Raw genomic sequence first — 18,276 nt, 5'->3', positions numbered from 1 at the left:
ATCAGTTCCTGATCGCCCAGAATTTCAGCTCAAGCCCGGAGAACTCGCCGGACACGTGGAAGGCGAAGCCGCCGGAGCTTTCCAGCTGCGCCAGGTCCTCGGAGCCGAGCTCCAAGGCGAAGTAGGTCTTGCCGGAGTGGAAGGGAATCTGCCGTGGCGCCACCGGCAGCGGTTTGACCTTGATCCCCGGCAGGTGCAGGTTGACCAGCTGGCGGATGCGCTCCACCGGGCCGACCTTGAGGTGCGCCGGCAGGCGCTGGCGCAGTTCTTCGGAGTCGCACTGGGCGCTGGCGGCGAGGACGAAGGCGGAGGTGCCGAGCAGCTTGTGGTCGTGCAGCGGCGACACCTGGATGCCGTACTGGCGCTGTTGCAGCAGCAGCTCGATGGCGTGCTGTTCCAGCACCATCGACAGCACCTGGCGGATCGCGTCCATCAGCTTGCGGAAGCTCAAGCCCTGGTCGCTGTGCTGGTAGCGGCTGTCCAGGCGCGGGCGCTTGGTCTCGCTGGAGAAGGTCGCCAGCTCGCCGAGCAGGCCCAGCAGCTCGCGGTAGATCTGCTCCGGGTGCACCTGCTCGATGCCCAGGTAGTGACGCAGTACCGGCTCGAAGCGGTTGATCAACTGCAGCATCATGAAGTCGCCGACCTCGGCGCCGCCGACCTTGCCGGTGGCGCGGATGCGCTCGGCGAGGATGTCGCCGCGGTGGCCGAGCATGCTGATCACCTCCTTGAGGCAGGAGAGCAGGTAGCCGGAGGCCTGGAAGTTGACGTAGGTGGGGATGAACTCCGGATCGAGGCTGATCACCCCGTCCGGGGTGGTGTCGAGCACGTCGCACAGCTTGAGCTTGACGTAGGCCTGGTCGCTCTGCTGCTCGCCGAGCAGCAGGCGGAAATCCGGGCGGCCGCAGCTGACCTGGCTGGAGGCGTTGTCGCCGGCGTTGGAGTCGGCCACTTCCTCGTCGAAGGCGGTGTAGCGCGCCAGCACGTCCTGCTGCTCGGGGCGGCGGCTCTCGATGTGGTTGCCGGTGACCAGCGGCAGCGCCAGGTACACCGGCACGTTGCTGGTGTTCGGCGGCACGTCCAGGGCCAGCGGCTCGCGCTCGGCGCCGATGTCGAACAGGCTGCCGTCGGGCAGCACGCCGCTGGCCTTGCTCACCACCAGCTTGCCCATGTTGAGGAACTGGCGGTCGATCTCCAGCTCGAAGAAGCCCCAGGCGTAGCTGGCCAGCTTCTGGGTGCGGGTCTTCAGTTGATGCTCGTAGTAACGGTCGCTTTGCTGGAAGTGCTGCGGGCGCAGCAGCATGCCTTCCTGCCAGACCACCTTGTGCATGGTCATGGCTTATTCCTCGTCCTTGGCGTCGTCGGGCGTCTGGATGCCCTGGGCATCCAGGGTCAGGGCGACCTGGTTGCGCGCCTGCGCCTGCAGCGGGATGACGTAGCGCCAGCTGGTCTCCGGCAGGTCGCGGTAGGCCGCGAGCACGCCGACGTAGCGGCTGCCCTCCTGCACGAACAGCTTCAGCCGACGGGTCTCGCCGGGGCGCAGTTCCAGCTCCTCCTGGGTCACCAGATCCGGCGCCAGGGCCTTCTTCGGCCGCTGGTAGAGGGAGAAGAAATCGGCGTTCGCGAAGGCCACCGGGTGCTTGAGTTCGATCAGGCGCAGGACGATGGGCGAGGGCCGGCCATTGAGGTCCGGGTTGAGCTGGTCGCTGCCGCTGAGCTCGAGGTCGAGCTTGGTCATCGTCGAGTAGGGCGACAGCGCCGAGCAGCCGGCCAGGGCCAGCAGGCTGGCGAGCAGGGCGAAAAGGGGTAAGCGGAGCATGGGGGTCATCCTTGAGCGTCGGTGTTGAGGGTGGCGATCAGGCGCACCTGTTCTTCGTAGGCCTGGGCGAAATCGCGGGCGAACAGGCGCTCGCTCCAGTCGTCGTTCTGTTGCAGGGCACCGTGCAGGCGGCGATAGGCGCGCCAGCGGCTGCCGGCGGTGGCGATCAGCGGCTTGCGCCCCTCGCGCTCGAAGCGTAGCGCCAGTTGCTCCGGCGACAGCTGCTCGAACAGGCCCTTGACCGCCGCGCGGCTGGCGGCCAGCAGCGCCACCTGGTGTGCCTGCAGGTCGCGGAAGCCGCGGTTGATCGCCTGCTCGGCAGGCAGCTGGCCGGCCTTGCCGCCGCGCAGCAGGGCGTGCAGCGCTTCGCTGGCATCGCCGCTGTGCTTGAGCGGGTTGTTGCCGGCGCTCTGCACCGTGGTCAGGGCCAGGCGCATCTCGTTCTTCAGCTCGCTGCGGGTGCGCAGGCTCTGCTGCAGGCTGCCGACGCTCTGCTTGAGCAGCTTGGCGGCGTTCAGCGCCAGGGCCTCGCGGGCGTCTTCGTCGAGGTCGTCGAGGCGCACCCCGAGGGCCTCGCCGAACTGCTCCCAGAAACTCGGCGGCAGGCGCTGCGGCTCGGGGGCGGGTTTGGGCTGCGGCGCCGGGGTGGGCATCACCAACTCGGGCACCCGCAGGTTCTCCTCGTCGATCTGCGCGTAGTCGCGCTGCTGCGCCTGCACCGTGTGCGGGCGGATGATCGCGGTGAGGTCGTCGGCCTCGGCGTACACCCGTTCCTGCTGCTCCAGGGCGGTGAGCGGGTCGAGGTCGAGGAAGGCATCGTCGGGAATGATGCTGCCGGCCGGCTGCGGGCGGCCGATATCGCCCTCGAACAGCGCCGGGTCGCGGATCAGCCGCGCGCGAATCTCGAAGTCGCCCAGGCAGTACACGCTGCCGTGCTCGACGCGCTGCGGCTCGCCCTTGCGCAGGCTGGCGCCGCTGTCCTTGAGCTGCACGCCGTTGCTGCTGGTGTCGGTCAGGTAGAAGGCGCCGTCACGGTAGCTCACCTCGGCATGACGGCCGGAGAGCACGCGCTTGCGATCGGGGATCACCCAGTCGCAGTCCTCCGCCCGGCCGATGACGCCGCCGGCCTGCTTGAAGGTTTTGGTGGTCATTAGACCTGGCACGAACTGCTGTGCACTGACCACATCGAAGACCAGTTCCATGGTGTATTGCTCCTAGCGGTCAGTTGCCGCGGGTTTCGGCTTGCGGGTCGCCCAGGGGGCGGTAGTCGTCGTCGCTGAACTTGTAGTTGCCGCTGCAGCCGGCGAGGCACAGGGCCAGGGCGAGCAGGGCGGCGGGGTAGTAACGGTGCAGCATCGAAGAGGCTCCTTGCGGTTCGAATGGGGTCGGGTCGGAGGTCAGGCGCGGCATCAGCTGGCCTGCTCCGGCAGGTTGGGGAAGATGCGCCGCGTGCCGGACTTTTCCGGGGTGTGCGGCAGTTGCTCGACACCCAGCGGGTAGCGGAAGGCCGAGGTGTGGATATAGGGCGGGTCGAGCGCCTCGATAGCCGCCAAGGCACTGGCATGCCCCGCCGTGTCGAAGGACAGCTCGGCATAGGGCTTGAGGTCGTCGGGGATGCGGTGCAGCTCGTCGTCCGGCAGCTCGAGAAGCGGCACCTGACGCGACAGCGCCTCCTGGTGCATGCGGTGCAGGCCCAGGTGAGCCAGCTGGGGGCGGGTGTGGCGTTCGTCGATCAGATAGACGGTGTTGCCGCGCACCTCGCACGTCCAGCCATTGGCCGCCGCCTTGGCGCGGGCTTGGGCGATAAACGCATGCTTCTGCGCCCGCTCCTTGGGGTCGAAGCCGCTGAGGCTGTAGCGCTCGCGAACCACGCGCTCGATATTCGCCGAGTCCCGGGCGGGGTCGGCGTAGCCGCCGCCGATATCCGAATGCACGCCCACGCCCGTCAGTTCGACGAAGTGCGAGGGTGCGGCAGCGCCATTCTTCACCGAGGTCAGTGGGAACTTCTCGCGCACCTCCTGGCCGGCGACCAGGTGATAGACATATTGGGCGGACTCGGCCTTCAGGTTGAGGTTGAAGTTGCCCTCATCGTCGTTGCCCGGCCAGTAGAAGGAGCCGACGCTGTCGTACAGGCCAACGAAGCGCACCCGAGTCTTCACCGTGCTGCGCGGGTACACATCCACCACACGGCGTGGCGGGCCTTTGCGGCCGCCCTGGTGTTGGCTATAGGGCTTGCGGGCCATCAATAGATTGGGGTTGAGCTTGACGTCCCAGAGCGAAACGGTTTCTTTCTTGCCGTTAAAATCAGGCAGGCCATGCCTGATCATATTGACGAAGTGCCGCGCTAGAGCAGCGCCTCGACTAAAGCCGAATACGTCGAATACAATTTCGCCGACGCTCTGTGGGAGTTTCTTTAAGACTAAATCATGTAGTCTGGTCCTGGCTTCGTGTAACCGGGCTTCTCCACCTGTTGACCCAATGCCAAAGCCAAGACCCAGTAAACTGTCATCTTTCGATTCAAGAGTGCCGATTCCTTGTGTGTAAATGAGGAACTTGGTTTCGTTATCTTGATCATATAAATCTGAAAGCTTTGCAATATTCGTAAGCGCGCGCGTCGAGCTTTTTCTGTCATTCTCTTTGTTGTTGCCAGTTCCGTCGAAAAATATACCGACAATTATTTGCGGGATTTCGCAGCAAAGCGCTCCGTCGTCTTGGCCTGCTGAAATTTTCTTGCTTGTTTCAAAGGCGTTGTTAATAGCTGAAAGGCTCATGGCATTATCCCTTTTATTGGTGCAATGTCGCCCCTGCGTATCAATTGCTTGGTTATCGGGAGGTATATATTAGGATCGCCGCTAACAGGCGCGCCCTGGCCTGATGCAATTTCTCTGGATTTATTGTTTTTCCCGCACTCATAGATGTAGCTGCAAGAGCTTTCGATTGAGACCTTAATCTTCCCGTCTGGTGAAAAGCCAAATATAATGGCAGGCTCTGATGTGTTTTCCCCGAATGCCGTCGCGAATTCCGAAATTGTTTCAAAGAGATTTTCTGGGAAAATGATTTCCGCTTGATAGTATTTCTGTTCTTCATATGAGAACCATCGTGCGTATGCGCTTCGTGGGACAATCTGTTCCCCGGCTAGAATATGTATTTTTCCACCAGTAGGTAGGCTACGGGGGTCATTTGGGTTTTTCCATCCGCCACCGAGGACCCCGCCTCCTGAGCTATGCATCTGTTGATCGCCACTCTTGAGTAGCACCTCTTGAACATGTACATATGCACTTGATCCGAAAACCAAATCATACTCTGCCATTTTCTGATTGTTGCTGGACGAGTGACTGGCGCAACTAGTGATTGATGATATTAAAAATAGTGTGGCCAGAAGTTTAATTAGATACATGCTTCCTGTCCCTCGTCCGCGTGGAGGCTTTCGCTATTTTTGTAGTGTGTTGCTGTTATTGTCGATCTCATCGAAAATACCGGTAGCCACTTGTGACGCAGGGAGCCATCATTAGCGCCAAATGATGTTTTCTTGCTGATATCCATGGCAAAATTCGTTGTAAGCTTATCCATAAGTTACTCCTCGATGCCGGGAATTGGCTTGAGTCTTCCTTGTTTGACAAGTTGTTTGGTGATTGGCAGGTAGACCTTTGTGTCGCCCGGTATTTCGCTGCCTTTTCCGGATGCGATGGTTACTTTTTTCTCGCTTTTACCACATTCATATTGGTATGAGCATGAGGTGGAGAGAACGGATTTTATCTCGCCGTTTTGTCCAAAACCAAAAATGATGGTTGGCCTGTAAGTGTTTTTACCAAATGCTGTTTTGTACTCTTCGAAGAGCTCTGGGAGGTTGGGTATAAATTTTATGTCTGCTTCATAGAATTTCTGGTTGCGGTAGGAAAACCACACTGCCCGAGCGCTAGTAGGAACGATGTTTTCTCCGATTAGAATGTGAAACTTACCTCCGTCCGGCATGCTGTCTGGGTCATCAGGGTTCCAGAATCCTCCACCGAGAAAGCCACCTCCAGAGCTGATCAGTTCCTCATGTCCATTGCTCAAAACAAGCTCTTTCGTATCAACAGGAGCATTCGAGCTAAAGCCTAGGCCATAGTCCGCCCGGACTGAAGAATTGCTGTTCGCATGGCTTGTGCAGCCAGCAATTGTCAAGATAAAAATTATGGTCGATAGAAGTCTTATGGGGCTCATGGTGTTATCCCTTAGATTGGCTCAATGTCGCCCCTGCGGATTAATTGCTTAGTTATTGGCATGTAGGCGTTTGAGTCGCCTTCAACCTCCTGGCCGACGCCTGATGCAATTTTTACTAATTTGCGATTTTTTCCGCAAACATAGATATAGCTGCAGGATGTTTTGAGAGTTGCGGCTATCTCACCGTCAACGCCAAGACCCAAAATAATTGTCGGTTCTGAGGTGTTCTCTCCATAAGCCTGTGAGAACTCACTAAATAGTCTTGGGAGCGATGTGGTGACATCAATGTTGGCTGCATAGAATTTTTGATTCTTGTAAGAGAACCAGCGGGCGTAAATTATTTTCGGCAAAATATCTTGGCCGGTTCTTCCATAAATCGCACCAGCCTCAGGTAGGCTACTAGGATCGTTGGGATTGCTCCAACCTTTGCCTAGATAGCCCCCGTTACCGGGGAGGAAATCAATATCCCCACTCTTGAATACGACTTCTATACCTTCCACTGGGCCACTGGAACCAATTGCGTAACCATAATCGGCCATCTCTACTTTGGCGGTGCTGCTGTGGCAACCATTGATTGCAAGTAGTGCAAGAAATGCAATGAATAAGCGTGTTGGGTGGTACTTGACTATTAGTGTATTCATCTGGTGATTCTCTTGAGTTTATTGCTCTAATCGATCATTGCGCCAACAACAGTTCGCTTAACGCTATATCTGGATTTGATTGCTTACGCTCCAGTGCCGCTTGTACCTGTGGTTCCTGCCAAAATTGCTCACCCTGCTCAAGCGCCAGTACCGCGAGAAACAACCTGTCCTGGCGGTCGCTGATGCCGTGTTGCTGCAGACGCTTATCCAGTTGCACTGCCCACTGGTATTGATCCTGAGCGGTCCACTGCGCCAGGGGCTCGGGGTAGTGCTGGTGCAGTTGGCCGAGCAGGCGCGGCACGGCGCTGGCGCGGGCCAGGGCATGTTGCATGTCCGTGTCTATGGCGATTTCCGCGGGCGCCAAGGGCAGCGGTGCTACGTCGCTGGCGGGGCCTGGCAGGTGGCAGTCGCGGGCCTCCAGCGGCGGCCAGGCGGCCCAGGCTTCGCCGGCGCGGATGGCATGGGCGCGCCAGTAGGCGCAGGCCGGGTCTTGCAGGCCGACCATCACCTGCGGGTCGTAGTAGCGCATCAGCGCCAGCTCGCCATCGGCCAGGCGGGCGTCGAGCAGGTGGCGCAGATGTTTGGCCAGCTCTGCCAGCGGGGCCGGGCTGGCGATCAGGATGCCCAGCGGGCGCTGCTCCAGCTGGGCCAGCAATTTCTGCCACAGCACCGGTTCGCCATCCAGGCGCAGCAGCCAGGGGCCCTGTTCGCTCAGTTCGGCGCGCGGGGTTTGCAGGAACAGGCTCTCGGCTTGAGGGTCGGGGTGCGCGGTCCAGATGTGTTGCAGCAGCTTGCTGTCCTGGGCGCCGTCGAGCAGGGCATAGACTGCCTGCTGCTCGTCCGCCGCGCGTTGCTGCCAGTCGCTCAACCAGTTGTGAAACCGCTTCATGGCGCATTACCTGCCATGGCCTGGGCGCGTTTTTCCGCACACTCCTTGCAGAAGGGCACGGCCTGCTCGGCGGCGGTGACCAGGCGTAGCGGGGTCAGGCTGGTGCGCTTCGGCACGGGCGGTACGCTGTTGAGCAGGGCCTGCTGGGTCAGCTCGCCGGCCTTGTCCTTGTCCGCCGCATTGGGGATGACCGGCGGCTTGATCTTGATGCCCGAGCCTGTGCCCGGGCCGCCGCCGGAGTTCAGCTTGATAGTCGCGCCGCTCAGGGTGACGCCGCCGGGGTCGAGCTTGAGGAAGCTGCCGCCGCCGGCTGCGGTGAGTTCCATGCCGGCGTCGATCACCACCTTGCTGCCGGCGTAGTAGTGGATCTCGTTGCCGGCCTCGACGTACTGGCCGCTGCCGACCTTCACGTGCTGCTTCTGGCCGACGCTCAGGTGGTCGTCGCTGCGGGCCTCGACCTTGCGATCGAGGTGGGTGGTGCGGTGTTCCTCGGCCTTGAACTCGCTGTGGCTGTTGGCCTCGACGCTGTCGTGGCGCTGGTGGCCGACGCGGATCTTCTGGTCGTGTTCGATGTTTTCGTCCCAGTCCTTCTGGGCGTGCAGGTAGATCTGTTCCTGGCCCTTGCGGTCCTCGATGCGCAGTTCGTTGTAGCCGCCACCGCCGGGGCTGCTCAGGGTCTTGAACAGGCTGCGGGTCTTGTTCGCGGGCAGGTCGTAGGGCACCAGGTGCTCGGCGTGGTACAGGCAGCCGGTGACCAGTGGCTGGTCGGGGTCGCCTTCGAGGAAGGTCACCAGCACTTCCATGCCGATGCGCGGGATGGCGATGGCGCCGTAGCGGTCGCCCGCCCAGCTGCTGGACACGCGCAGCCAGCAGCTGGTCTTGTCGTCGGCCTGGCCGTGCCTGTCCCAGTGGAACTGCACCTTGACCCGGCCGTACCGGTCGCAGTGGATTTCCTCGCCGGCCGGGCCGGTGACCACGGCGGTTTGGCTGCCCAGCACCTGGGGCTTGGGATGGCGCAGGGCCGGGCGGAAGGCCACGTCCCAGGGGGTGGCGCTGAAGCGGTTGCGGTAGCCCTGGGTAAAGCCGTCACGGGACTCGACGTCGCTGGTCACCGACTCTTCCAGCACCTGGGGCTGCTTGCCCTCGTGATGGATCTCGGTGAGCAGCCACAGCTGGTTCCAGTCCTGGCGCGGATGGTCGCCGAGCTCGAGGAAGTGGCCGCTGACCAGCAGCGGCTGATCGCCTTCGCCCTGGGCCTGCTCGTAGTCGTGGCGGTGACGCTCCAGGGCGCGCTGGCTCAGGTGCCTGCCGCGTTCGCGCTCGACGAAGCGGCCGGGGTAGTCGTAGTCCTCCAGGTCCGGGCTGAATTCGCTGGTGAAGGCGGCCTCCATCAGCAGGCGCGGCTTCTCGAAGTCGTAGTCACGGCGGGTCACCCGGCTGGTGCGGGTTTCCAGGCGCAGGCCGAAGCGCTTGATCACCGGGTCGTCGGCCACCAGGCCGCTGTCTTGCTGGTAAGCGGTGGGGGCCAGCTTGGGGAATACCGTCTGATCGTCGCCGAATACCAGCACATGGCCGTCTGCGCTGTGTTGGAAGTGGTAGTGGATGCCTTCTTCCTCGCACAGGCGCTGGATGAAGTGCAGGTCGCTCTCGTCGTATTGCACGCAGTACTCGCGCTCGGGGTACACCGAGCCGAGCTGGAAGCGGTAGGCGTTGGCCTGGATGCCGTGCTCCTCGAGCACCTGGCCGATAATCTTCTCCACCGTCAGGTGCTGGAAGATGCGCTGGTTGACGCGGTGCGCCAGGTAGGCCAGCTGCGGCCTCAGGCTCAGGTGGTAGCGGGTCAGGCGTTTGCCGGACTCGCCCTGGGCGAAGCGGTAGATGTGCCCGTGGATGCCGTTGCCGGCTGTCGACAGGGCGAGGAAGGCCGGCCGATGCAGCAGGGCTTCCAGGTCGAGGTCGGGGCGTTCGCTGACCAGCTCCACCTCGAAGGCGAAGGGCTGGCTGATGGCCTCGCGGCCGCTGAACTCGAGCACCTGCAAATCCTGGGCGGCGCCGCTGACGTCCAGGCTGAAACGGTGCGACCACAGGCTGGCCGCGGCGCCGGCCGCCCGGCCGATCAGGGCGGTGGTGACCGCGCCAGCCGACACGGCGCTCTTGGGCGGGGCCGGGGTCACGAGGGCGGCCTGGGGTTGCAGCGCGGTGGCGGCAACGTGGGTCGCAGGCTTGGGGTGCAGCAGGAAGTTGCGGCAGAAGACGCAGTGGACCTCGTCGTACTGCAGCCCGTGCTTGGACAGCTCACTGAGGGCATCGCTCAGGGCGATCTTGCTGTTAGCCAGGAACAGCGCCGGGGTCTTGCGGTTGCGCACCGTCAGCACGTCGACCCCCTCCAGCTTCGCCCCGTAGGCGATCGAACCATACTGGTCATCGCTGTACTTGGAGAGCAGATAGTTGCGGGTTTGGTTGCCGGCTTCCTTACGCTCGTAAGGCTGCACTTCGCCGCGCATGACGTTGCCCAAGCCGGGGTCGCTCAGGGTCTTGCCGTCCGGGCCGTAGAACACCAGCGCGGTATCGGCCGGTACGTCCAGGTGCATGCCCGGCACGAAGGCGCCGTGGCTGGTGATGATCAGTTTCCTGCTGGGTTGCCCGGGCGTTTTCTGGAACAGGTAGAAGTGTTCGCCGAGTGCCGTCGCGTTGGCCGGTGTGGGCTTCATGGGCGAACTCCTGCTCGGTTGGGGGCGTGCTGAGCCGCCGCTGCGTCTGCGCGGCGGCAATGGGTCTGCTGGGCTGCATCGAACATGCTCGTCTCCTTAAGCCTTAAACGTCCGCAGGGCTGATACTCAGCCGGTCCATGCGGTACAGCAGGGTGCGCCGGGGCAGGCCCAGCTCGCGGGCGGCCTGGCTCTGGTTGCCGCGGTTCTTGCGCAGGCAGTCGAGCAGCAGGTTGCGCTCGACCCGTTCCAGGCGCTCGCGCAGGTTCAGGGTGTTGTCGACGTTGTCGTCGTCCTGGCGCAGGTTGAAGTGCTCGGGCAGCAGTTCGCCGCCTTCGCACAGCAGCACCGCGCGCTCGACCAGGCCCTTGAGCTCGCGCACGTTGCCGGGGAAGGCGTAGCCGGCCAGCTGCTCCAGGGTGGTGTCGGCCCAGCGGCAGGTCTCGCGCTGGAGGAAGGCGCTGGCCTGGTCGGCGAAGTGTCGGGCCAGGCGCAGGATGTCCTGGTCGCGCTCGCGCAGCGGCGGCAGTTCGATGGGGAAGTGCGACAGGCGATAGAACAGGTCTTCGCGAAAGCGCCCCTCCTCGACCAGGGCACGCAGGTCGCGGTGGGTGGCGGCGACGATGCGCACGTCGACCTTGTGCGTCGAGGTCGAGCCCAGCGGCCGTACCTCGCCTTCCTGCAACACGCGCAGCAGCTTGGCCTGCAGGGCCAGGGGCATGTCGCCGATCTCGTCGAGGAACAGGGTGCCGCCGTCGGCCGCATCGAACAGGCCCTTGCGGTCGCGCTCGGCGCCGGTGAAGGCGCCCTTGCGGTAGCCGAACAGCTCGCTCTCCAGCAGGTTCTCCGGCAGCGAGGCGCAGTTCTGCACGACGAAGGCCTGGCTGCGGCGCAGGCCGCAGTCGTGGATGGCGCGGGCCACCAGCTCCTTGCCGGTGCCGGTCTCGCCGGTCAGCAGCACGCTGACCGGGTTGTGCAGCACCTTGCCGATCAGCTGGTAGACGCCGCGCATGCGCGGGCTGTCGCCGATCAGGCCGTAGCCGCTGGCGCAGGGCGTGGGCGGGCTGGCCAGCGGCTTCTCGCCGCTGGGCGCGCGCAGGCGTTGCAGCAGGTGCAGCTGGGCGATGACGAAGGCGCCGAGCTGGCCGAGGGAGCCGGCGAAGCCCTGCAGGTCGCGCGACAGCTGGCTGGCGCAGAGTAGCAGGCCGCTGACCCGCCGGTGTTCATCCAGCAGCGGCAGGCACAGCAGGCTGCGCCAGGGCTGGGCGGCATCCGGCAGGAAGCCGGTCTGGTGCAGGCTGCGGTCCAGCTCGTGCAGGCTGAGGACCTGGTTCTGGCACAGGCAGAACTGCAGCAGCTGCTCGCCGTCGTAGTCGCTCGGCAGGCTGTCGCGTTCGCGCGGCTGCAGCAGGCCGTCCTGCCACTCGGCGCTCAGGGTCAGGCGGGTATGGGTCGCGTCCAGCAGGTACAGCTGGCTCAGCTCGCAGCTGGCCAGTTGCGCGGCGGCCTCGACCAGGCCGCCGAGCAGGCGCTCGGCGTCCGCCGCCCGGGCCAGGTCGGCGAAGCGTTGCAGCAGCGCCTCGGCATAGCGCAGCGGCTGCGGCACCTGGTCGAACAGGGGCGGTGCCTTAAGCGAATTCACAGACCACCGCTCCTTCGCCATCCAGGGTGGCGTGCACGCGTTGCAGTTGCTCGCCGCGGGCCATGGCGTCGAGCAGGCGGTCGACCACCTGCGGTTGCAGGTGCTGGTCGATCAGGTGGTCGATCAGCCGCGCGCCGCTGTCGCCGTGGCTGCAGCGCTCGGCCAGGTGGGTGACCAGGGCGGCGCAGTGGCTGAACTGCAACTGACGACGGGCCAGGCGTTCGGCGAAACGGGCCAGCTTGAGTTCGACCAGCTCGCCGAGCACCTCGCCCGCCACCGGGTAGTAGGGCACGACGCGCATGCGCCCGAGCAGCGCCGGCTTGAAGTGCTGGCTCAGGGTCGGGCGGATGGCCTGCTCCAGGTCCTCGGCGGCCGGGCGCTGGCCGCCCTGGCAGAGGCCGGCGATGCGCTCGCTGGCCAGGTTGCTGGTCATCAGGATCAGGCAGTTGCGGAAGTTGATCTCACGGCCCTCGCCGTCGTTGGCCACGCCCTTGTCGAAGATCTGGTAGAAGACGTTCATCACCTCGGGGTCGGCCTTCTCCACCTCGTCGAGCAGCACCACCGAGTAGGGCTTCTGGCGTACCGCCTCGGTGAGCATGCCGCCCTCGCCGTAGCCGACGTAGCCGGGCGGTGCGCCGATCAGCCGCGATACCGTGTGCTTCTCCTGGAACTCGGACATGTTGATGGTGGTGAGGAAGCGCTCGCCGCCGTACAGCAGGTCGGCCAGGGCCAGGGCGGTCTCGGTCTTGCCGACGCCACTGGGGCCGACCAGCAGGAACACCCCGACCGGGGCGTCGGCGCGGTTGAGGCCGGCGGCGGTGGCGCGCATGGAGCGGTCCAGGGCTTCGATGGCTTGCTCTTGGCCCCGCAGGCGCCGACGCAGGTCGTCGGCGAAGCTCAGCACCTTGCTGTTGTGCTCGCGGGCCAGCTGGCTCAGTGGCACGCCGGTCCAGTGGCTGATCACCTCGGCGACCAGGCGCGGGCAGACCTCGAAGCTGACCAGGCGCTCGCTGCTCTGGGCCGCGGCCAACTCGAGCTGGACCTCGCGCAGCTGGGCTTCCAGCTGCTCCAGCGCCGGCGGCGCTTCGCCCTCCGCCGGGTCTTGCGGTTCGCCGGTAGCGCTAGGCGCTTGGCGCGCGTGGGCGCACTGCTTGCGCAGGTCGAGCAGGCGTTCGGCCAGCTGGCGTTGCGCGGCCCAGCGGGCCTCGATCTGCTCCAGTTCGGCGCGGGCCTCGCCCAGGCGACTCTCCAGCGCCGCCAGGCCGTCCGCATCGATCGGCAGGCCGGCGTCCAGGTCGCGGCGCAGGGCCTCGCCCTGGCGCTCGCCCTCGGCGATCTCGCCGCGCAGGCGCTCCAGCGCCTCAGGTGCGGCGGCCAGGCTGATGCGCACCCGGGCGCAGGCGGTATCCAGCACGTCCACGGCCTTGTCCGGCAGCTGGCGGCCGGCCAGGTAGCGGGCGGAGAGTTCGGCGGCGGCGACCACGGCGTCGTCGCGCAGGTAGATGCCGTGGCTCTTCTCGTACACCGGGGCCAGGCCGCGGAGGATGGTCACCGCCTTCTCGACGCTCGGCTCGTGCAGCTGCACCGGCTGGAAGCGCCGGGTCAGGGCCGGGTCCTTCTCGAAGTACTTCTTGTACTCGCTCCAGGTGGTGGCGGCGATGGTGCGCAGCTCGCCCCGGGCCAGGGCCGGCTTGAGCAGGTTGGCGGCATCGCCGCTGCCGGCTTGGCCGCCGGCGCCGATCAAGGTGTGCGCCTCGTCGATGAACAGGATGATCGGCTTGGGCGACGCCTTGACCTCGTCGATCACCCCCTGCAGGCGCCGCTCGAACTCGCCTTTGACGCTGGCGCCGGCCTGCAGCAGGCCGAGGTCGAGGCACAGCAGCTCGACGCCCTTGAGCGCATCCGGCACCTCGCCGGCGGCGATGCGCAGGGCCAGGCCTTCGACTATGGCGGTCTTGCCGACGCCGGCCTCGCCGACCACGATCGGATTGCTCTTACGCCGGCGGGCGAGGATGTCGATCATCTGGCGGATCGCCCCGTCGCGGCACAGCACCGGGTCGAGCTTGCCGTCGCGGGCCTGCTGGGTGAAGTTGTGGGTGAAGCGCGCCAGATTCGACTCGCCGCCTGCCGTCGCCTTGCCCGTGGCCGCCTCGGGCTGCTGGGCCAGGGCGAACTCGCGCAGGCGCTCGGCGTTGAGCTTGGCCAACAGCGCCTGGTAGTGGCTGCCGGCATAACGCAGGGGGTTGCGCAGCAGGGCGAGGATCAGTGCGGCCTGCTCGACCTGGCTCTGGCCCAGCTCCAGGTTGGCCACCAGCAGGGCATCCTGCAGCCACTGCACCAGCTCGGCGGAGAACACCGGGTTGCGCGACTCGCTGTGCTCGCCGCGCGGCTGCAGGGCGCTGGCCAGCTCGCCGGCATCCACCTCGGCATCCTGCAGGGCACGGCCGAGCAGACCGTCGGGGCGCTCGAGCAGGCCGAGCAGCAGGTCCTCGACCAGAATCTTGCTGCCGCCGCGCACCACGCAGCGCTCGGCGGCGGCTTCCAGATCGCGTTTGGTAGCGGCGTCCAGGGCCTGTACCAGTTGTTGCAAGTCGACGTTGATCATTTCTCATCTTCCTTAATGGGGGGGCGAGCGCCTGGGTTAATGGCGAGCCGCGTTGCTTCTGTGAGCGTGCCAGGCAAGGCGTGGGACGCAGGCGATGGCCATTCCCTCGGCAAGTCCCACAACGCGGCATGGCGCGCTCACAGAAGCCACCCGTAGGGGCGTGCCCCGCAGACCACAATCCGGCGTTATTCGTCGCTCATTTGGAATCACCAAACTTCTCTCCTCATGCCTTGGCTTGCGGCCTGCGGCGCGACGCCGCGGCCGTCATTAACCCCGGCGCTCGCCCGCTGACTGCCGAGGGTGACCAGACCGTCGGCGCGTTCGCGGCCGAGCCAGCTGGTCCAGCCGAGGCGGCAGGGGTTGCCTTCGCCGATGCGCAGATCGCGGATTTCGTCCTGGCGCAGTTGCAGGCGGATGTCGTAGTCCAGCGGGTCGCGCAGGGTGAAACGCACCAGCGCGCAGAGCGGCTGGTAGCCCGTGCCGATCGGCAGGAATTCGTGGAAACGCTGCCAGCCGAGCTGGCGGATGTGGATGCGGAACTTGCCGCCGCGGTCGCGGACCCATTCGCCCAGCACCAGGTCCTCGCCGAGGCGGCTGTTGCCCAGGCCGAGGCGGTTGCGTTGCTCGCCGAGGATCTCCACCTGACGCTCCAGGCACTGCTCGATATGCAGCTCGGCGTGCTTGAAGTAGTAACGCAGCACCGACTCGATCAGCGCCGCCGAGTGGGCACGCAGGCTGAGCAGGCCGAGGTAGGGCAGCAGGCGCTTCCAGTTCAGCTCCGAAGCGGCGCGGATCTGCGCGCCGCCCAGGCCGATCAGGGCGAACAGCTGCTCGGAGAAGGGGTCCAGGGCGCCGCTCTGGAAGCGCGCGTGGTAGCGGTACTTCTGCCAGATCGGCAGCAGCAGGCGCTGCAGGCGGTTGTTGAACAGGTCGAGGAAGTCCCGGGTCGGGTTGCCGTCCTCGCTGTCGCCCAGGGCCTGCTCGCCATAGAAGGCCGGCAGCGGCGAGCCGGCGCCGAACAGGCTGACCAGGTTGATGCGCAGGCGCGCGCGCAGCTCGCCGTGCTCCTCGAAGAACTGCACGCGATCGATGTCGCTGCCGGGGAAGCCCAGGCTCGGGTTGGCCTGCAGTTCCAGGCGCTGCTGCAGGGCCTCCTCATCCAGGTGCGGATGGGCCTCGCGCAGGCGTTCGAGCACCAGCTGCACACCCTGGAACAGGCTGTACTCGCGGATGCCCCGGCTCAAGCGGCTTAGAGCAGGGGCTGTTGCCCCATGCGCGGCGTCCATTGGTACACCTCTCCCTGTGTGCTCTGCACGCGCAGCTCGTGGTACGAGTTGAGGCTGGCGTACAGGGCGAAAAATTCATTGAGCACCGAGGCGAAGAGGAACAGATCGCCCTCGCCCAGGTAGCCTTCGGGGTCGATTGTCAGCTCGGTGCGCACCCCGCGTACCGGCAGGCCGCGGTGCAGGCGGTCGACGTGGCGATGGCCGATGCTCTTGAGGCCGTCGAGCAGGCGCTTGCTGACCTTCTCCGCATGCTGGTCGTAGTAGCGCGGCAGGTCGTAGGTCTCGAGGATCACCTTGAGGGCCTCGACGTTGGCCAGCGACAGGTAGTTCAGCGACATGTTGGAAATCAGCTTCCACAAGAAATCGCGGTGCAGCGGCGGCGCGTAGCTCGGCGTCACCGCGCTGATGTTGCGGAAGGTCAGGAACTCCGGGGTGTCCTCGCTGGGCAGGCAGATGTCGCCCAGGCCGAGCTGGCGCGGCAGGTTCTGGTTGGTGCAGGTCAGCTCGATCGACAGCGTCTCGTGCTGGTCGAGGTTGCGCAGGCCGAAGCTCAGGTAGGTCTCCAGGCCGTCGCCGAGCAGCGAGGGTTGCTGACGCACGCTGTAGTGCGGGCGAGCCAGGGGCACGTCGAAGCTCGGGTCGTGCTCGAAGGACTCGAACGGCACGTACTCCTCGTAGCCCTGGCCGCCGGGTTTCCAACCGGTGACCCGGTCCACCGAGAACACCCCGCAATGCTGGGCGTCGAACTCGGCCGGCAGCAGCAGGTACTGGTCCTGCTTGCCGTCCAGGCGGATCGGGATGGCGTCGTGGGCGAACAGGTTGACCACCGGCGTGCAGTACAGGCGCACGTTCTCCAGGGTCGGGCGGATACGCTGCACCCCGGCCTTGCGGATATCGAAGCGCAGTTCCATGCCGCGGGCCCGTTCGAGCAACTCCGGCGGCAGGCGCTTGAGGCCGTCCAGGCCCTTGAGGTCGACGAACAGGAACTTCTCCTGAAAGGCGAAATATTCCTGCAGATAGCGGTAGCCGCGGAAGGTGTTCAGCGGATAGGGGATCAGCGCCTCGTCCTCGGCGAAGCCCACCGGCTGCAACTGCTCGGCATCCAGGTTCAGGTTGGCCACGGCCTGGCCGGCCGTGTCCTTGACCAGGGCCTGGCCGTCCTCGCCCAGCAGCACCAGCTGGATGCCGCCGAGATGGCGCAACAGGCCGAGGTAGAGCAGCTGGCTGATATAACGTTCGCCGGCCAGGTGCAGGCGCAGTTGCTTCAGTTCGAGCTCGCCGAGGTGGCCGTCGGCGCTCATCGCCAGGCGCAGGCTGAGCAGCGCGCCGTCGCCCTTCACCGAATAGTCCAGGCCCTTCAGCGCCAGGGGCAGTACCTCGGTGGCGAAGGCGGTGCGAAAGCGACAGGTCACGCCCTGGATCGGCTTGGACTCCACCGGTGTATGGCGCGGCACCGGCAGGGCCGGGCCGGGACGCTTGAGCGGGTCGAACTGAAGCATGCTGAAGGCCGGCAGCGGGCGCATGTAGTTCGGCCACAGCAGGTGCATCAGCGAGTGGGTCAGCTCCGGCAGCTCGTCGTCGAGCTTCTGCCGCAGGCGCCCGGTGAGAAAGGCGAAACCCTCCAGCAGCCGCTCGACATCCGGGTCGCGCCCGCTCTGGCCGAGAAACGGCGCCAGCGCCGGGCTGCGCTCGGCGAAGCGCTTGCCCAGTTGGCGCAGGGCGGTGAGTTCGCTCTGGTAGTAATGGTTAAAAGACATCTCAGCGGGTCATCCCTATGGCTGAATGGGTTTAGCCGCCGATTAGTACTGTTCCCGACCCCGCCGTTACCACATTGCCATGGCTGCCCACGGTGCCGACGACGGTCGCCGGCTTGCCGTTGATCAGCACGGTCGGGATGACCGCGCTGGCCAGGGCGCCGCCGCAGGCGGAGGGGTCGCCCATGCGGGCGGCGGGCAGGCTGTCGAACAGCACGTCGGGCGAGCCGGCGGCGATCGGGTTAGTGCCGTGGCCGGGGATCGGGCAGGCGGTGGGATCGTTCAAGCGGGCGGCGGGTTTGCCGGACATGGGGCTCTCCTTACTGGACCTTGACCTGTCCGCTGCCATCCAGGCTCGCGGAGAAACTCACGTGGCGTTTGATGCCCTCGACCTGCAGCAGGCCTTCGATGGCGAAGGACAGGCTCAGCGGGTCGTGGACGCGCGGCAGGGAGATCACCCGCACCTGGCGCAAACGCGGTTCGTACGCTTCGATAAAGCGTTCGATGGCGATACGCGCCTGCTGCAGCGAATCGTGCAGCGACAGGCGCATATCGTTGAGATCGGGCAACCCGTAGTCGGGCAGCGTTTGCACGCTGCCCGCCCGGGTGCTGAGCATCTTGGCCAGGTGGGCAGCCACCGATGCCATGGCGGCGACCTCGCGGTCCCAGCCGGCGCGTTGGCCGGCCTCGCCACCGAGGCGTTCGAACAGGCTGCCGTACCCGGTCATGGCT

General features: G+C 65.1%; 15 protein-coding genes and 3 pseudogenes. All 18 read right to left on the bottom strand.

The annotated features are described in order from the left end of the window. Position 1: 1 nt before the first annotated feature. Positions 2-1,333, bottom strand: coding sequence for a type VI secretion system baseplate subunit TssK (gene tssK, locus ACSX1C_RS15105; RefSeq protein ID WP_439886807.1), 1,332 nt, complete (start codon positions 1,331-1,333; stop codon positions 2-4). Between the two features lie 3 nt (positions 1,334-1,336). After that, positions 1,337-1,816: a type VI secretion system lipoprotein TssJ gene (gene tssJ / locus ACSX1C_RS15100; protein WP_439886806.1), complete on the bottom strand. Its 480-nt coding sequence runs from the start codon at positions 1,814-1,816 to the stop codon at positions 1,337-1,339. A gap of 5 nt (positions 1,817-1,821) precedes the next feature. Then, the gene (tagH, locus tag ACSX1C_RS15095) at positions 1,822-3,018 is read right to left on the bottom strand and encodes a type VI secretion system-associated FHA domain protein TagH (protein ID WP_439886805.1); all 1,197 of its coding nucleotides are present in this window, start codon (positions 3,016-3,018) and stop codon (positions 1,822-1,824) included. Positions 3,019-3,037: 19 nt separating this feature from the next. After that, positions 3,038-3,172 carry a type VI secretion protein gene (locus tag ACSX1C_RS15090; protein ID WP_439886804.1) on the bottom strand — a complete coding sequence of 45 codons (135 nt, stop codon included), beginning with the start codon at positions 3,170-3,172 and terminating at the stop codon, positions 3,038-3,040. Positions 3,173-3,225: 53 nt separating this feature from the next. Next, complete coding sequence (locus ACSX1C_RS15085) at positions 3,226-4,587, bottom strand: T6SS phospholipase effector Tle1-like catalytic domain-containing protein (protein WP_439886803.1); 1,362 nt, start codon at positions 4,585-4,587, stop codon at positions 3,226-3,228. Beyond that, entirely contained in the window at positions 4,584-5,126 is a 543-nt protein-coding gene (locus ACSX1C_RS15080) for a DUF2931 family protein (RefSeq protein WP_439886802.1), read from the bottom strand. The genes ACSX1C_RS15085 and ACSX1C_RS15080 overlap by 4 nt, the downstream gene beginning before the upstream one ends. Before the next feature lie 77 nt (positions 5,127-5,203). Further along, on the bottom strand, positions 5,204-5,386 hold the full coding sequence (locus ACSX1C_RS15075; protein ID WP_439886801.1) for a hypothetical protein: 183 nt from the start codon (positions 5,384-5,386) through the stop codon (positions 5,204-5,206). 3 nt (positions 5,387-5,389) lie between these two features. Beyond that, the gene (locus ACSX1C_RS15070) at positions 5,390-6,019 is read right to left on the bottom strand and encodes a DUF2931 family protein (protein WP_439886800.1); all 630 of its coding nucleotides are present in this window, start codon (positions 6,017-6,019) and stop codon (positions 5,390-5,392) included. 11 nt (positions 6,020-6,030) lie between these two features. After that, positions 6,031-6,660 carry a DUF2931 family protein gene (locus tag ACSX1C_RS15065; RefSeq protein ID WP_439886799.1) on the bottom strand — a complete coding sequence of 210 codons (630 nt, stop codon included), beginning with the start codon at positions 6,658-6,660 and terminating at the stop codon, positions 6,031-6,033. Between the two features lie 34 nt (positions 6,661-6,694). Then, a complete protein-coding gene (locus ACSX1C_RS15060) occupies positions 6,695-7,549 on the bottom strand; it encodes a DUF4123 domain-containing protein (RefSeq protein WP_439886798.1) in 855 nt (284 codons plus the stop codon). Next, entirely contained in the window at positions 7,546-9,636 is a 2,091-nt protein-coding gene (locus ACSX1C_RS15055) for a type VI secretion system Vgr family protein (RefSeq protein ID WP_439889428.1), read from the bottom strand. Before ACSX1C_RS15055 ends, ACSX1C_RS15060 begins: the two co-directional genes overlap by 4 nt. Positions 9,637-9,801: 165 nt before the next feature. After that, positions 9,802-10,260, bottom strand: a pseudogene (locus tag ACSX1C_RS15050) (putative adhesin); the annotation flags it as partial. A 103-nt stretch (positions 10,261-10,363) separates the two neighbouring features. Then, positions 10,364-11,875 carry a sigma-54 interaction domain-containing protein gene (locus tag ACSX1C_RS15045; protein WP_439889427.1) on the bottom strand — a complete coding sequence of 504 codons (1,512 nt, stop codon included), beginning with the start codon at positions 11,873-11,875 and terminating at the stop codon, positions 10,364-10,366. 10 nt (positions 11,876-11,885) lie between these two features. Next, on the bottom strand, positions 11,886-14,504 hold the full coding sequence (tssH, locus tag ACSX1C_RS15040) for a type VI secretion system ATPase TssH (protein WP_439886797.1): 2,619 nt from the start codon (positions 14,502-14,504) through the stop codon (positions 11,886-11,888). A 287-nt stretch (positions 14,505-14,791) separates the two neighbouring features. Continuing rightward, a pseudogene (tssG, locus tag ACSX1C_RS15035) lies at positions 14,792-15,790 on the bottom strand (type VI secretion system baseplate subunit TssG); the annotation flags it as partial. Next, a complete protein-coding gene (gene tssF, locus ACSX1C_RS15030; protein WP_439886796.1) occupies positions 15,754-17,547 on the bottom strand; it encodes a type VI secretion system baseplate subunit TssF in 1,794 nt (597 codons plus the stop codon). The gene tssF and the pseudogene tssG, both read right to left, overlap by 37 nt. Positions 17,548-17,584: 37 nt before the next feature. Continuing rightward, a pseudogene (locus tag ACSX1C_RS15025) lies at positions 17,585-17,854 on the bottom strand (PAAR domain-containing protein); the annotation flags it as partial. A 10-nt stretch (positions 17,855-17,864) separates the two neighbouring features. Next, positions 17,865-18,272: a type VI secretion system baseplate subunit TssE gene (gene tssE / locus ACSX1C_RS15020; RefSeq protein ID WP_439886795.1), complete on the bottom strand. Its 408-nt coding sequence runs from the start codon at positions 18,270-18,272 to the stop codon at positions 17,865-17,867. Positions 18,273-18,276 lie beyond the last annotated feature (4 nt).

This window comes from Pseudomonas sp. MBLB4123 (assembly GCF_051904775.1).
Lineage (GTDB): Bacteria > Pseudomonadota > Gammaproteobacteria > Pseudomonadales > Pseudomonadaceae > Aquipseudomonas > Aquipseudomonas benzenivorans_B.
This window is presented reverse-complemented; position numbering and strand designations above follow the sequence as displayed.